General features: G+C 48.3%; 9 protein-coding genes. 4 read left to right on the top strand and 5 right to left on the bottom strand.

The window, feature by feature from the left end; genetic code table 11:
• The first annotated feature begins 135 nt into the window (after positions 1-135).
• Both DW896_RS14160 and DW896_RS14155 read left to right on the top strand, forming a co-directional pair.
• Positions 136-3,213 (top strand): TonB-dependent receptor, encoded by a 3,078-nt coding sequence (locus tag DW896_RS14160; protein ID WP_008662101.1) that lies wholly within the window; start codon positions 136-138, stop codon positions 3,211-3,213.
• A 29-nt stretch (positions 3,214-3,242) separates the two neighbouring features.
• Entirely contained in the window at positions 3,243-4,727 is a 1,485-nt protein-coding gene (locus DW896_RS14155) for a RagB/SusD family nutrient uptake outer membrane protein (protein WP_009037415.1), read from the top strand.
• Between the two features lie 319 nt (positions 4,728-5,046).
• Here the strand turns inward: DW896_RS14155 and DW896_RS14150 are convergent, their stop codons facing one another.
• Entirely contained in the window at positions 5,047-7,527 is a 2,481-nt protein-coding gene (locus tag DW896_RS14150) for a polysaccharide lyase family 8 super-sandwich domain-containing protein (protein ID WP_119993379.1), read from the bottom strand.
• A gap of 194 nt (positions 7,528-7,721) precedes the next feature.
• On the opposite strand from DW896_RS14150, the gene DW896_RS14145 reads away from it, so the two are divergent.
• Together DW896_RS14145 and DW896_RS14140 are read left to right on the top strand one after the other, a co-directional pair.
• The gene (locus DW896_RS14145) at positions 7,722-8,855 is read left to right on the top strand and encodes a glycoside hydrolase family protein (RefSeq protein WP_008662105.1); all 1,134 of its coding nucleotides are present in this window, start codon (positions 7,722-7,724) and stop codon (positions 8,853-8,855) included.
• A 2-nt stretch (positions 8,856-8,857) separates the two neighbouring features.
• Complete coding sequence (locus DW896_RS14140) at positions 8,858-9,826, top strand: tRNA-dihydrouridine synthase family protein (protein ID WP_005826046.1); 969 nt, start codon at positions 8,858-8,860, stop codon at positions 9,824-9,826.
• 208 nt (positions 9,827-10,034) lie between these two features.
• Here DW896_RS14140 and DW896_RS14135 read toward each other — a convergent pair whose 3' ends face one another.
• The 4 genes from DW896_RS14135 to DW896_RS14120 all read right to left on the bottom strand — a co-directional run bounded on the left by DW896_RS14135 (position 10,035) and on the right by DW896_RS14120 (position 15,796).
• Positions 10,035-13,121 (bottom strand): chondroitinase family polysaccharide lyase, encoded by a 3,087-nt coding sequence (locus DW896_RS14135; protein ID WP_008662106.1) that lies wholly within the window; start codon positions 13,119-13,121, stop codon positions 10,035-10,037.
• Positions 13,122-13,127: 6 nt separating this feature from the next.
• Positions 13,128-13,817 carry a DUF6250 domain-containing protein gene (locus DW896_RS14130; protein ID WP_005826049.1) on the bottom strand — a complete coding sequence of 230 codons (690 nt, stop codon included), beginning with the start codon at positions 13,815-13,817 and terminating at the stop codon, positions 13,128-13,130.
• Between the two features lie 114 nt (positions 13,818-13,931).
• Complete coding sequence (locus DW896_RS14125; RefSeq protein ID WP_005826053.1) at positions 13,932-14,444, bottom strand: hypothetical protein; 513 nt, start codon at positions 14,442-14,444, stop codon at positions 13,932-13,934.
• Between the two features lie 77 nt (positions 14,445-14,521).
• Entirely contained in the window at positions 14,522-15,796 is a 1,275-nt protein-coding gene (locus tag DW896_RS14120) for a DUF2851 family protein (RefSeq protein WP_119993376.1), read from the bottom strand.
• Positions 15,797-15,818: the final 22 nt, after the last annotated feature.

Raw genomic sequence — 15,818 nt, 5'->3', positions numbered from 1 at the left:
GAATTCGTACTTTTTGCGAACTATTAACTAATGCATTTGTATATTCCATCCCCTACATTTGCGATGTGATTCAACTCTGAAGTGAGTACAAAACAAAGAAACAACCTTTATTAATAACTAATTAAATTAATATTTATGAAACAGAAATCCAGCTTCTTTAAAGCATTAGGTATTATGTTGCTTTCTGTCCTATTTGCCACGCAGGCCAATGCACAGAATCTCACAGTAACAGGTACAGTGACTGACAACTTAGGTCCGGTGATTGGTGCTTCTATCCAGGTGGAAGGAACAAGTAACGGATGTATCACAGACATTGACGGAAACTACACCCTTCCCAATGTTCCGGCAAACGCAACTCTCGTATTCTCCTATATCGGATATCAGACACAAAAGATTGCCGTAGGCGGAAAGACCAAAATCGACGTAAAACTGGCAGAAGACAGCCAATTGCTGCAGGAAGTTGTCGTAGTGGGTTACGGCGTTCAACGTAAGAGTGACCTGACCGGTGCAGTTGCTTCTGTAAAAGCAGCAGATGCATTGAAGAATACCCCGACCGGTAATGTATCCGATGCATTGCAGGGACGTATGGCCGGTGTATCAGTTCTCTCTGGTTCCGGTAATCCTACTGAAGACAATACCATCCGTGTACGTGGTATCAACTCTATCACAGCAGAAACCGGTCCTTTGGTTGTTATCGACGGTTTCATCGGTGGTTCCCTTCAGTCGTTGAATCCTTCCGATATTCAATCTATCGAAGTATTGAAAGACGCATCTGCAACAGCTGTTTACGGTTCTCGCGGTGCAAACGGTGTCCTCTTGGTTACTACTAAAAATCCTGACAAAGATAAATTGACTGTATCTTTTAATGCTTTTGCTAATATCAAGACAGTAGCTAAGTATGCTGACAACCTCTCTCCATACGAATATGCCAATTTGGTGAACGAATTCGGTAAAGAAAAATTTGGTTATGAAGACAACCACTATTACAGTGCAGCAGAGCTAGAAGCTTTCAAGAACGGAACAGCAGGTTTCGATTACTCAAGAGAAATTTTCCGCACTGCAGTTACCCAGAACTATGAACTCTCTATAGCCGGTGGTGGCGAGAAAACCACTTTCTTAGCATCACTCCGTTATCAAGATGACAAAGGTATCATTAAAGAATCAGACAGTCAAATCTACAGTTGGCGCTTGAAGATGGATACTAAAATCAAAAAATGGTTGACAGCCGGACTGAATATTTATGGACACTATCGCAATAATACAGCTCCCCGTATCACACAATACGATGGTTTGATTCAACAAGCCATGTACTTCCCTAGCACAATCTCTCCTAAAAAGGAGAACGGAGAATATAACAACGCCTTCTTTGATGGCAGTCCAACCTACAATCCTATGGGATACATTTGGGAATCAAACAACTCCAACAAGACCATTAATAATCGTCTTCAGGGATACGTACAGTTCAATATATTGGATGGACTAACATTCCGTTCACAATTAGGTGTCCTATTCGACAACCGACTGAACACTTCAGTAGAAAACGAAGATAGCTATTACAACTACAAGAACAAAATGACCCAAGGACAATCGCGCAGTTACTGGAATACTTCCTGGCTGAACACCAATACACTGAGTTATGTCAAGGAGTTCAATAAAAATCACCGTATCAATGCAACAGCTGTATTCGAACAATCCTACGATAATAATTACAACCACACAAGTACTGCCTATAATCTGGATTATATCGACCGTATTGGTATTAACAACTTGGCATGGTCTGACGCTAATCTTGCCGCTATCGGTTCAGATCGCATCATCAATACATTGATGTCAGGCATGTTACGTGTCAATTATGTATTCATGAATCGCTATATGATTACGGCTTCCATACGCGCCGACGGCTCTTCACGATTGAAAGACAAATGGTGTTACTTCCCTTCCGCCGCTTTGGCTTGGGATTTGAAACAAGAAAACTTCTTGAAAGAGAACAGTTTCATCGACCAACTAAAACTTCGTTTAGGTTATGGCTCCGTAGGTAATCAATCAGTAGAAGCTTATCGTATTTACTCCAAAATGTCACCCGTAAGAAACAGCGATGGCAGCACTTCCTATAAAGTAGACCGTCCCGCCGCTCCTTACCTAAAATGGGAACGTAACGACCAGGTCAATGTCGGTATTGACTTTGGTATTCTCAATGGTCGCGTTCGCTTAACAGCCGATTGGTACAACAAAGTATCCAAAGACATTCTACTGGAACTGGCACAACCTACCCACATGGGATACTCGTCATTACTTATGAATTCTGGTGAAATTAAAAATACTGGTGTTGAATTTACTATTAGTGCAGACCCTTTTACCAATAAAGATTTCAACTGGCACACAGACCTTACTTTGGCACACAACAAAGGTACTTATGCCAGTATACCAACTCCCAACCACCGCCAACAGCAAGCTGGTAACTACCAGAACCAATTATTCCAAATGATTGAAGGTGAAAAATTAGGGACATTCTGGGGATATACCTTTGACGGTATCTGGCAGGAAGATGAAGTAAACGCTCCATTCATTGATGCCAACGGGAACGCCACTGGTGAGACCAACGGTAAAGTATATGGAGTTGTTGCAGGTAATTCTAAATATATAGATGTCAACAAAGACGGAAAGATTAACACTGAGGACCAAGGCATTATCGGTTGCGGACAACCGACATTCAACTGGGGTTGGAACAATAGTTTCAATTACAAGAACTTCGACTTTTCATTCTTCGTAGTAGGCTTCCACGGATTCGACATCTATAATGCGACCAAACAGATAGGCTTCGGTCTCATCGGAAGTCAACAGGTAGCTGGTGTAACCCCAATGCGTGACTTCTTGGACCGTTGGACACCTACCCATACTAATACGAATGTACCAGGTTTTACCAATGGAGGAACCGAAAACAAAGATTTCTTCTCCACGCGATTTGTTGAGAACGGAAGTTTTATCAAGATGAAAAGTATTACCTTGGGTTACACATTACCAGAATTGGCTTGTAAAGCATTAGGCATCAGCAACCTGCGCGTATATGCTTCTATTCAAAACCCGTTCCACATTACCAGCTATTCTGGACTGGATCCTGAAGCTACCATGGGTAGTCCATTGGTACAAGGTGTAGACTGGGGTGCATATCCTAACAGCCGTAACTACCTCATTGGTTTAAACTTTGCATTCTAATGATTAACTTTATTAAACAAAAGAACGATATGAAAAAATTAGCATATATAGTAATTACAAGTAGTATGTTCCTCACAACCTCTTGTGTGGACCTGACTCAAGAGCCACAATCCTTCATTACAGAAGAAGAATATATTGCACGTATGGATTTGACCAGCCTGCAACAAGCTACAACAGGGCTTTACAACGATTTATGGAATGGTAACTACGGATTCAACTGCCGCTTGCAACGCATCAATGTATGCGCAGATGACATTACATATCGTGCAGCAAAAGCCAACAATGAACTGGCTAATTACTACCGACTGACCCCCAATATCACAGCCAACAATGCAGACTACAAGACTACATGGGAATTATTCTTTACTGTAATCAACAACGCCAACAAACTCATCAACAAAGCGGTGCTTCCTGAAGACGCTACCTTAGCCAAACAATATGAAGAAGTATTAGGTGAAGCCTACTTCCTCCGTGGATTGTCTTATTTTTATCTGGTACGCATGTATGGTGATTTACCTCTGATTCTGACGGAAGAAGACGCTGCCACTAATATGCCGAGAACAGCTGTAGCCGACATCTATGACCAAGCTATTATTCCAAGTTTAAAAAAGGCAGTAGAACTGTTACCGACCAAGAGCCGTAGCGGTTTTAGCTCCACTCCCTCTAAATGGGCAGCTGAAGCCTGCCTCGCCGACGCCTACATGACTATGGCAGGCTGGCCTTTAAAAAAAGGACAAGAATATTATAGCCTGGCAGCTACAACAGCCAAAAATATCATAGACAACTCTGGACTGTATCTGACCGAGAGCTATGCTGAATTGTGGAAAGAAGCCAACAAAGAACAAGCCAATGAAGTGATGTTTGCCATCCACCATAATGCAAAGCTAAAAACAGCCAGTAACTATGGGAAGTCCTATTATCCAGCCGATTTTATCCCCGCCGGTTGGGCCGATTATTACGGTAACGAAGCCTTCTACTTGAACTATCCAGACGATGAACGGAAAGCCTGGAACTACATGACGGAATGGAACACTAAAAGTGGCCATGTCACTTACAAAGAGAGCGGTGACAAGTTACCTGCTATCTCGAAATATTACAACTATGATAATGGCGCACCGGGTAGTAGCCAGCTTGCCAACGGTATCACCTGCATCTATCGTTATGCCGAAGTCCTGCTGATGTATGCCGAAGCCTCCACTCGTGCAACCAACAGCGTGAATACGCAAGCTATCCAGGCTATTCAGGAAATACAGAAACGTGCCGGATATGCAGACAGCCAACTGACTACCACTACCGACCCCACCGCTTTCACCACTGCAGTGTCCAATGAGCGAGGATGGGAATTCTTTGCCGAAATGAAGCGTTGGTTCGAACTAGTCCGTCTCGAGAAGGTAAGTGAAGTAAGAGCCGAGACTTGGGATGGTTCACTTTTCCAAAGAAACAACCATTATTATTTCCCAATCCCCTACCAACAGATTGAGTTAACACAATGGACCAATAATGCCGGTTATTAATAGAAACAGAATAACACAAAACTTCTAACCTTATTTATCAAGAAATCAAATAGACCTTAATCAATTTGATATGTACGAAAGGGAGGGGCCGTGAGGTTCCTCCCTTTTATTTATCAATACAATGAATACTGCCCCAAAGACATCCAACCAAATAAGGAATGGTCTTGAACGTCAAAAGCAACTATATCACACTATTCCCAATATACCATTAGAGCCTGACATCGCGACAGATATTATTCATTTTGAAACTTTTGTGTAGAAACAAAAGTAGTGAGTAGACCGATATAGGCCCAGAAAGTAATCAATAAAAGAATCTATATCATTGATTTGTCATTCTATCCACACGTATTACCCCCGGTTTTCCACAAAACATCCTCTGCGGCATAGGTACTTTGATTTCCCTTCCATTGAGAACAATCCGAATCCCTTTCAGAGCCGCATTCATGCAAGCATCGGTGACAGAAACCACAATCTCCCCTGCTTCTTCCCTTATCAGCACCGCACACAGGGCAGAAGCGGAAAGAGACAAACCTTCTGCCTGCAAACCTTTATTGCCGGGATACAAGACGGCTTCCACCACCTTTCCATCCATAGAGCAGACCGCCTGCACCAGGGTATCGTTCTGCAATACCCGGAACGGCAGTTCATCCGATGGTATCTGCCGGCCTGCATAAACCACATAGCCATAGGTATCATCAACCGGACGCTGTCCATGATTTGCCCACAGACGGAGGATTCTGGCTTCTGAGGGCAAGCCTTGTTTCTTTTCATTCACCTTGTTCCGCTTCACCCAATCTGTGGGACGAGTCTCGCAAGTAACAAATGCTTCACGGGTATACTCAGGAAGTATCCGATAGGCAAACTTACCTTTCTGCACCAGCCAGAGGGGAGTACCATCTGCCGACAAAAGCGAGTGAGTGCCGGAAGCGACAAGCTCCATTTTTCCCCTTTTCATCGAGAAAACTTCATCCGTCCAAGCCGTCTGGTCGATGGTGGTGCGAATCTCCCCATCCAGTTCAGGACGCTTATTGGTTACGCCCGCACCCAAAGCTACCATGTAATCTCCCAGAATGAAATAAGACTTATATGCCTTGAAGCCATAAAGAACCTCGTTCAAACCCTCACTGTTCCCCTTGTCGTTCACACCCTCTTTCGCAGAAGCGTTCATCTTTTCGAAGATATATCCTGCAACGGCATTACTCCCGCCATCCGTAGCACCGGCAGCAAAATTACTCCTGCTGCAATAACCACGCCAATTCTCTACGGGAACCAGTTTGTCCATGCCTTCGCGTGCAGTCACACCCGGGGAAGCGGTGACATCCCAACCGCCCATAATCCGGAAATACTCATCGCCGCTGCGCTGGAACAACGTCATTCCATCCGTCGGATAGAAATTGTAGGCATCAGCAAAACTGGCGGCACTCTCCAGTCCGTCACAACGGACAGAGGCCATATTAATCGTGATATGATAGTCGGGGGTCTTCTTTATCAAGTCGTCGTTGTTGAAGAACCAACGGGTACCGGAATAGACGCCCGGAGCATACGTCTCCATCGTGATGCGATTCTTCTTCACCTCTTGCTGCAATTGCAACAGTTCCCGCTGCTCTTCGGGGGTGAAAGAGTCCATCCAGTTGCCGATAAGGTTATCCAGCATTCCGGCATAAGGGATGGAAAGCTCTGTGGGATTATATACATACGAGCCACGGTCCAGGCAAGGAAGGCGATATCCCTTATAATAATACCAGGCACCACCACGCAGGAAATTAAGAAGTGCCTGCACATTATCCCGGCCCAGATTCTTGGCCCAGGGAGAGCCTTTCAGCATATTCAGCATTTTAAGTGCATTGGAAGTCCCGTCAATGGGATAGCCCCAAATCAGGCATTGCTTTCCATGTCCCCAACCTGCCCCGTCGGCAGTGAATCCCTCAGTCCAGAAAGCATCGGAATACGTAGTTTGGGAGGTCATACTGATACCGCGCTGGCAAACTTCCGCCAGCAAGTCTATCATAGGAATGGAACGGTACATGGCGGCCACGGGCAATAGGGAACGATAGGCCAATGCATTGCCGCCCACCCACCACACATGGTTGCGGAAACGGGAAATGGAAACTACATTCTCATCGGTTTCGTCGTGGCGGAGAGGTTGGGTCCAAGCTTGTAAGGCAATGGTTTTCAACATATCGCACGCCTCTTGCAGCAATGTGCCGCCTTTCCCACCTTCAGCATCGTCCATCTGTTTCAGATAGCAGAAATAAGTATTGACCGCTGCCGTAGGTATGGCAAAGCAAGATGCATGGAAACGGGGACCGTCATTGGGGCGTCCTGCCTCGATACCGCCGTAATGCAAGATTGCCTTCAGCACTTTACCGGACAAGGCCTGCTCTTCTGTCAGTTCACCTTTACGATAGGCATCCGCTACTTTCCAGATACGGTTGAAGGCATCCGCCACGAACAAGCCTATTTCGGCCTGCGGGTTGGAGTAAGGCTTCTGAAAGGCATTCTCTTTGCGGAATTGCTCTTCCTGCTCCCTTAAACCAGAAAAGATACCGTCGGCAGTGAGTTGTGCCAGACACTCCTGCGCACTCAACCGGGTGTCCAGGGAATGATAACGGTAAGGATGCTGCGCAAAGGAAGCGCGGAAAGCCTTGATGGACTTCTCCTTCTCTGCATCCCCCCGCTGCCGGGCTTCGTTGTAGTAACGGTGATAATTATTGAAAGCAAACTGCGTTTCCTTCTCCTGCGGAAAAGCGGTTGCGGCCAAGCAAAGGCCGAGAATGGTCAGAATAAGGTTTCTCTGCATATTAGAATCGTATTGGTTATTGTATAATGTCCGATTATATTTTCAGCAAATATAATGAAAGGCAGAGGGAAGAAATGACGGCAATCATACAAAACAGATGCAGTTTTCGTACGGAACTGGCTGAGTGCGGCAACAGGCATAAAAAGATTGGCTATCTTTGTTTCATCATAATAACCTTATTAACAACACTCCCCATGAAAAGACATCATCTGCTTTTTCTCTTTGCCGCTTTCATAGCTATAACGTCTTCTGCCCAGAAGCTGGACAATCTGGTAGAACTGAAACAGAAGTCGGAAAACCCACTGTTTCATCACTTGGACAAAGCTCCACGTACACCAGCTTTCGAGTGCGAAGGCTATTGGGCCTGGGGAAGTTCGGTAGTGAAAGGAGATGACGGCAAGTACCATATGTTCGTTTCCCGCTTTCCCAAAAGCTTGCCGTTCCATCCGGGATGGATGGTAGCCTCGGAGATTGTACATGCCGTATCCGAGATACCGCAGGGACCTTATCGGTTCAGCGAAGTGGCCCTCCCTGCCCGTGGTGCGCAATACTGGGACGGACGCTCCACACACAATCCACGCATTTTGAGGCAGAACGGGAAATACTACCTTATCTATATGGGTTCCACCCACCCCTTTGCCGACCCTACTTACGAACAACTCACCCTGAAAAGCCCCTGGTGTACCGTTGCCCGCGCCAACAAACGCGTGGGACTGGCCGTTGCCGACTCGCCCTACGGTCCGTGGAAACGCTTGGACGAGCCCATCTTGAAGACCAAGCCCAATACTTTCTACAGTTTTCTGACCTCAAATCCCTCGCCTATCATTCAAGAAGACGGTTCGGTGATGATGATATTCAAGGGGCGACATTACACGAACGGTTACCTGCACTCGGCCATGAGCCTCGGAATGGCTTATGCTCCTACCATAGAAGGCCCTTATCGAGTGCTGAACAATGACTGTCCCATCTTTGAAGTAGACGGTCAGGGCGAAGCGGAAGACCCTTTCCTCTGGAAAGATGCAAACGGTTATCATGCCATCTTCAAAGACCATGTAGCCAAGTTTACTGGCGAACGGGGCGGAGGCGTCATGGCACATTCCAAAGACGGCATCCAATGGACGGTGGACAAAGACCCGAAAGCCTACTCGCTCACTGTGGAGTGGGAAGACGGCAGCGTGGAGAAGCAAGGACAACTGGAACGCCCCTTCATCCTCTTCGAGGACGGAAAGCCTGCCTACATCTTCTTTGCCACGATGGACGGGCCCGGAGGATTCGAAAATGCATCCCGTTCTTGGAATATGGTGATTCCCATCAAAGATCGGAAGTAAAAATGTGTATCTTTGCAGCCATGAACGAGAACATATTACCCATCCACTTCGCCCCGCTGCAAGGCTACACCGATGCCGTCTACCGGCGGGCGCATGCACGCATATTCGGCGGCATAGAGACCTATTACTCTCCTTTCGTACGCATGGAGCACGGAGAAATCCGGCGGAAAGATGCCCGTGACATTGAGCCGGACAACAACCCGGACCTGCACCTCATCCCCCAGCTCATTGCTCCGGATGCGGACAAGCTGGAGCACATAATGTCCCTTTTCATCGAAAAAGGATACCAGGAAGCGGACATCAATCTGGGTTGTCCTTTTCCGATGCTGGCCCGGCGCCACAATGGCTGCGGCATGCTGCCCTATCCCGAAGAAGTGAAGGCGCTGCTCTCCGAAGCCATCGACCGACATCCCGACATCCGTTTCTCCGTGAAGCTGCGTCTGGGCTGGGAGCAGGCAGAGGAGTGTCTTGCCCTGCTACCGCTGTTCAACGAACTCCCCCTCGCACACATCATCCTGCACCCGCGTCTGGGCAAGCAGCAATACAAAGGAGAGGTAGACCTGGAGGGATTTGAAGCTTTCTACAAAGAGTGCACCCACCCTCTGTTCTACAACGGAGACCTGCATACCGCGAATGATATCCGTTCTATCACCACACGGTTCCCCCGATTGGCAGGTATCGTCATCGGCCGCGGGCTACTCGCCAATCCTGCCCTGGCGCTGGAATACAAGCAAGGAACCCCGATTTCTTCCGATGAAATGGCGAAAAAAGTGGGACAACTACACACCGAGGTCTTCAACGCCTATCAAGAGCTACTGCAAGGCGGTGAGGCACAGCTATTAATGAAAATGAAAAGTTTCTGGGAGTACCTATTGCCGGACGGAGACCGCAAAGCGAGAAAGACCATTCATAAGACCAGCAAACTGGCAAACTATCAGTCAGCAGTAAGCAATCTGCTCGGAACATATTAAACAACCGTTTCCAGTATCTTTCTCTATAGGAGAGAAAGGCTAAGACTCCTATACCGAATACCCACAACACCCGGATGTATTCACCCAAAACATGGGGATGTATTACCCCAAAACATCCCCATGTTTTATAGCACAACACCCGGATGTTATGGGGTAAAACATCCGGGTGTTGTGGGTATTCAGTATCAATGTCTAACCTATACTCTCCCTACCTCTTTAGCTCTACCTCTAAGCTTGCAGCATCCCGGCAAGTAAAGCGCAGCACAGTCTGATTCTTGTCTGCCGACAACACCTTGCAATAGGGCGTCTCGGCAACCTTCCACTGTCCCTTCAAAGTAACGGTTACGGGAATCTCCTGACTCTCATTGTCAGTCCACGGGCGTGAATAGATACTGCGCTCAATACGTTTTCCGTCTTTATCGAAAGCCTCGTCACTCGGACCACGATACAAGGCCAAGTCGGGCTGGGAAACAGTCAGCAGAAGCTTGTCCTTATATTCGCGTATCATGACAAGGCACGATGTATCGGCTTTCTGCAACAATCCACCGTCGGGCAGAGCCTGCGGAGTCTCAAACAAGACGTAAGAAGTAAGACCGTCTGCCGGAGAACGCACAATGTGGGCGTTGCGGTCTTGCCGGAGAATCTTGTAAGTGGGTTTCTTGGCGAATGCCTTCAAAGCGGCGGCATCCGTGTGGGGCAGCACTGCATATTCGTAGGAAGCGCCTTTCGGGGCTTTGCCATGTTGCAATGTCAAGGACACCCAGTCGCCGGAAGTAGGCTTGGTGCTACGCTCGCCTACGGTCACTTGCGGGAAGTTCTTCTCATATCGGGCAGTAGGACGGGAAGCTTTGGAAATGTAATAACCTACGCCGTTGGGGTCTATATAAGTCTGTCCATCACTCTGATAGGACTCCCAGTACCGGCGGGTTTCGGGAGTGGTGGCGGCAAGCTGGAACACGGTGGTTTCCGTTGGATATTCGGTATTTAGGTTTTCGATGTCCGTACCGAGGCATACAATGGTGCCGTCGAAGAAATGGAACGACTTGCGGGCACGGTGAGAACCGTTATACTTGTCATGTTCGTGCAGCACCATACCGAAGTTACCGTTCAGATGTGCTTGGGACAAACCGCCGGCAAAAGCTTCGTCGGAATAGAGCATCTCCTCCATGCCGGAGAAGGTATCGACATTCAATACCCGGGCACGCAGCTGGTCGAAAGGCAAATGAATGCTCGTGACACCCGGAATACGATTCCAGTCGAAACCGGCCTCCTGCCAGCCACTGGTGGCAAAAGTAACCATTTCATCGGGTTTTCCGGTAAGAATCTGCATGCTGCCATGTGCCAGATAACGGCCATAGAAGTTGGCGGGGAGATAGTGCTCGGCAGCCCAGAGGTAACGGGAATGTCCGCGTACTACGGCAGCCCAGTTGCTGCGACGCTGTACGGATACACAACCGTAACCCAAAGCCAGATTGCCTTGCGGGTCGGGTTCCGGACGGAAGCCTTGGGCTTCGAGCAACTTCTTCATCTCCAATTCGTGGCAGGTAGAAGCCTTCGGCAGATAGTCGGGCGCATTCTTGTCCGGAGCTTCTGTATAGGCAACCAGGCGCAGATAGGCAGCAGCCATTTCGGGGTCATACTTCTGCTTGCCATCCGGCGTACCGGCAATGGCCATCGTGGCATATTGGATAGGTATCAGGCTTCCTCCCCCGTTGGGATGGCGTCCGGACATGGAGAGAGACCATTGCTTCAGATTGCAATAGAAACGCATGGTGAGAAGCACTTTCTTCACCGTCTCGTGTGCCTGCTCGGACAGACGGAACTCGGTACCACTCAGCAAGTAAATCATATTAGTGGCACCGTCCAGACCGCCCACTGCATAGGCAGGATAATTGTTGCAATGATGGAAGCAAGCACCGTCCGGCTTGAAAGAACCGGCCAATCCCGGCGCAGGAAGGCAGCCATTGTCCAGCCAACGGGAGAAGGAACGCAGGTATTGCAGTTTCTCCGGTGTATCCTCCATAATCAGAATGCTGGCTATGCGGCCTTGCAACTTGGTGTTGAACGTATCTATATCAATACCGTTGACGGCAGGTTCGGGATATACCTCATTGGTGATGGCATACCAGTTGAGCGTACGTACCGCCTCTTCCAGCTTACCTGCCTCACGCAACACGTCCTTCATCAAGAAATAAGCCACAAACAGACCGCGCATACTATATCCGTAATGGTGGATATTCCCCCAGCAACTGCCGTAGGCAATACCCTGGTCGGTGGCGTTATCGTACATGGCGATGAATTTCTGCTTCAACTCGTGTTTCAGCGCCGCATCCTCCGCATTGTTGTAGGCGATGGCGACGCGTTTCATCAGGTTGAAATAGTCGCTTATCTCTATCCCCAGTCTGGAGAACATATCTTTGTCCCAATCGGGTACCATACGTTCGTATGCCTCGGAGTGACGTACGAAATAGATAGGACGTCCTGCTACCTTGCCGTTCTTGTAGGTAATCCGATAAAAATCATACTTCTCACGGATGGACTGCATCTCCTTGTCCGAAAGCGCGGAAGGTGTGTAGAGCATGCCGCGGAAACGCTTCTCCATAACCCGTATATCCTGCTTCTGCGCCTCGGTCACGTCTGTTAGAGGGATGTCCGGTTTCCACAAGGAGTGTTCGTAGATAACCAGCCAGTGGTTGGTGGTTCCCTTATTTACAAACGGTACCTGCAAGTCGGCAGTCTGCTGGCGGGCATCTACCTTGCTGGCAGTAATCAGATGGTCGAAAAAGAGTTTCCCTTTCACGTCGGGGGCTACAATGCGGATTTCGTCCATCCCTTCTTCCGGGGTGCCTTGCATATCGCGTTCATAACATACCCATGCTCCGCGCCAACCGGTGAAGTTGATGCCAAAAGGAAAAGAGGTGCATACCTTGCCATCCTTCAGGAACTCGAACCGAATCTGCTTGTCCTGGGCCTGCTCATTGTACACCCATACGATGAAAGCCGAAAGATAGGTGTCTTTCCCCGTCGGGTCTTTCTTCTCAAACTTCAAGTCTTTTTTGATAGACAGTGCGGCACCCGGCTCGAAAGTCCAGCTCAAACTGTGGTCGCCATCCCTATAATGTTCGTCGCTAATGCCCAACTGCGAACCAGCTGCCGTAGTGACAAACGCCGGAACCTGCTTCTCCTCAAAAGAAAGCAAGCGCTCATTCTTCACGATTTGTGCATGTACACTGCCCGGCAGCAACATGCAAACGAGCGCTATCGCTCCTATTTTCCATTTACTGAATTGCATCATGTCTGTTTATTTAAGGTTATCGATATTTGCTACTTGGAAATCTGCAAAACGTACGTGGTTCTGCCACAACCGTAAGGCGAAATAGCCGTCTCCTTTGCCATCGGCAACCGGTAAGCTGAAAAGCTCTTCACCATCCATGGCATAAGTGGTGGCTCCATTCTCCACACGGATTTTAACTTCATACCAATGGTTGGGCTTCAAAAGGTGGGCGGCATCGGTATACTCTTTCAAGATGGGTTTAATCTTTGCATCGTCCACTCCATAATACTCTCCATGGTATTCACGGAAACGCGTAGTTCCATTATCATTACCGCCGTAGCCCACATAGTAAAGGTCCAGCGTATTGTAATTCTTGAACTCGCCGTTGCGCCATGCACTGCGGGCAAAGAAGTCATCCGGATGCCGGGGGTCATCGGCCCCCCAAAAACAATTCAAGTCGCTGAGACGGTCGTAGCTACCATTCTCAACCACCACTTGTACCCGGTAGGTAATCTCATAGTTTCCCGTCAACCGTTCCTTATACCAAAGGGACAGCCCGTCCGGAGATACAATATCCATCGTATCGCCGATACATGTAATTTCCACTTTTCCGGAAGAATCCTCCACGACCCAGGCGGTAAGCCGGCAGGAAGCGCCCATCTCCATACCGGGGAGGACACATAAGAGAAGTTGCATCAAAAGAAGTTGTAACCGCATATTTCAATGTATTAGTACGGTACAAAGAAACCCCTCTTTTTGGAAAAAGAGGGGCATAAATCGTACAGAAGAAGGATAAAATAATGATTGAGGCGGATTTCTGCCCCTACTTCATCAGGGATGAAGTTCTTCGAAAGCCTTGTTTTCCTCTTGTACCGCCTGAATAGTTTCTTCCAGTTCATTGATAGGGAGATCGAAGTTGTACCAGTCGTTATAGCAGTCGGTGACATACCACTTGCCATCCGTCAGTTCAAAGACCACACGAAGGGAAGGTTCTGATTCATCATAGCCTGCTTCGAACTCTTTATGGGCAGGCTCATTGACAGTGAAGTGAGAAATATAGGTACCTCCCTCCTCTTCGGTAGTACGTCCTTCCTTCAGCGTTTCTTCGTCTAGCAATGCCCACTTCTCGCGGGTGAAGGGAAAAGTCTGTTCCGTCTCACCGTCATCCTTCAAGAGGGCGATGGGAGACTTCAAAGGAAACTTGATTCGGGAATACTGGAATGAAGCACTGGACGTGAATTTCTGGAGAAATGTCTTGAAATCCTCCTCTTCGGCAGCCAGACCATTGAGAGTCGTCAGCATGAGTGCCGCAAACAGACAAAAAACAAAGCGGATAGCCTTCATATACTCGGATTATTTTTCAATGCGCAAAGATAATATAAAAGTAATAAAATGCTAAGGCTATGGGGCGATAATTATTATCATCTATGTTTCAGATACTCGTAACCAAACCGGCAACGCAAGCAGTCTTTCTTGTCACAATATTCCTTTTGAAGTTGAAGCAGAGCCTGCGAATCGGCAGCGGTAGATACCGGCAAACCGGCACCATCCCAAAGTCGGGTTACGTGATTGTTTTCGGCCTTCAAGGATTCAAGGAAACGGGTGGCACGGTCACACAAAACGTCATCGGCCTTGTGCAGGCCATAAGCATAAAGAAACGGGATGACCGTATTGATGGCAATCAGATTCAAGGCGCCATCCCCTACCCGCTTTTCCCTCCGGGGTGAAACCTTTCTGAAGTTGAAGTGCTCCTCCCAATACGCGGAAGTCCTGGCTGTCAGTATCTTCTTCACCGCTTCCAGCGTTTCCGCCTCCATAACACGCGAGAAGAGCGACTGCTCCTTGTGATACAGACAGGCAAGCTGGGCGAGGCGTACATGTGGAAAGTTATCGGGACGAAGACGCAGAAACCGCCACTGCTCAACAGACATGGGAGCTGGCAGCTCGAACTTGTGTTGCAGGTAGCGGAACTCTTTCTGAAGTATCAAATAATAATCATCTGCCTCTGCCGAGACCTCCTCCAGCAGGCCTGCCTGCCCCAGGAAGAAAGCCTCCACTTGAAACAGACTGTCCCGATGCTTGTCTACGGCGCGGAATGGAAGGCGGTTTGCCCATGCCTCGAAAGCATCCCCATTCAGCCCGAAGCCGAAGTTACGAGCAAGAGTAATGAAGAAAACATCTTCCCAATGATGATTGCAGCGTTCGAGCCGCTGGGATATGACGCATGCTTTCTGCTCAAAACGCTCTACCTGCAAAGCGGACAGCCAGGAGTGGACGGTCAGCTTCGGAAGGGAGGCAAGGATGGAATAGCAGGGAGGATAAATCTCTGTCTGCCGAAGCTCTTCATAACGCAAGCGGACAGTGTCGGGGCAAGTGAGCACCATCTGGGGAACCAGCTCACCGTTCGTGCGGTACACATCACAATTCGATTCGCCCACCACGTGCAGGATGACGGTATCATACGCCTTGTCACGGTCGTGCCTATGGAGCAGCCAGTCTGATGCCTGCGTATGCACTTCGACGTTGCCCACCCAGAGCGTACCGTCTATTTTCAGTTTGGCATTAAAAAAATCGGGGCCTGCATTCATGTTCGGCAAACCGGGATCTATCACTTCTACCGGCCGGCCGGAGGTTGTCTGGAGCAATGACAAAGGAAATATTTTGTGCTTCCAAACATAATGCAGTAGTTGTTCCATGTTAACAAGACGTTAATGTTGA

It is taken from the genome of Bacteroides sp. AM41-16, from assembly GCF_003603495.1.
Taxonomy (GTDB): Bacteria; Bacteroidota; Bacteroidia; order Bacteroidales; family Bacteroidaceae; genus Bacteroides; species Bacteroides uniformis.
Note: the sequence above shows the minus strand (reverse complement) of the source record. Positions and strands in the feature narration are given on the sequence as shown.

Coding starts and splice junctions, on each gene's coding strand:
- DW896_RS14120 (WP_119993376.1), bottom strand. CDS start 15,796: ATGGAACAACTACTGCATTATGTTTGGAAGCACAAAATATTTCCTTTG.
- DW896_RS14135 (WP_008662106.1), bottom strand. CDS start 13,121: ATGATGCAATTCAGTAAATGGAAAATAGGAGCGATAGCGCTCGTTTGC.
- DW896_RS14145 (WP_008662105.1), top strand. CDS start 7,722: ATGAAAAGACATCATCTGCTTTTTCTCTTTGCCGCTTTCATAGCTATA.
- DW896_RS14160 (WP_008662101.1), top strand. CDS start 136: ATGAAACAGAAATCCAGCTTCTTTAAAGCATTAGGTATTATGTTGCTT.
- DW896_RS14125 (WP_005826053.1), bottom strand. CDS start 14,444: ATGAAGGCTATCCGCTTTGTTTTTTGTCTGTTTGCGGCACTCATGCTG.
- DW896_RS14130 (WP_005826049.1), bottom strand. CDS start 13,817: ATGCGGTTACAACTTCTTTTGATGCAACTTCTCTTATGTGTCCTCCCC.
- DW896_RS14150 (WP_119993379.1), bottom strand. CDS start 7,527: ATGCAGAGAAACCTTATTCTGACCATTCTCGGCCTTTGCTTGGCCGCA.
- DW896_RS14155 (WP_009037415.1), top strand. CDS start 3,243: ATGAAAAAATTAGCATATATAGTAATTACAAGTAGTATGTTCCTCACA.
- DW896_RS14140 (WP_005826046.1), top strand. CDS start 8,858: ATGTGTATCTTTGCAGCCATGAACGAGAACATATTACCCATCCACTTC.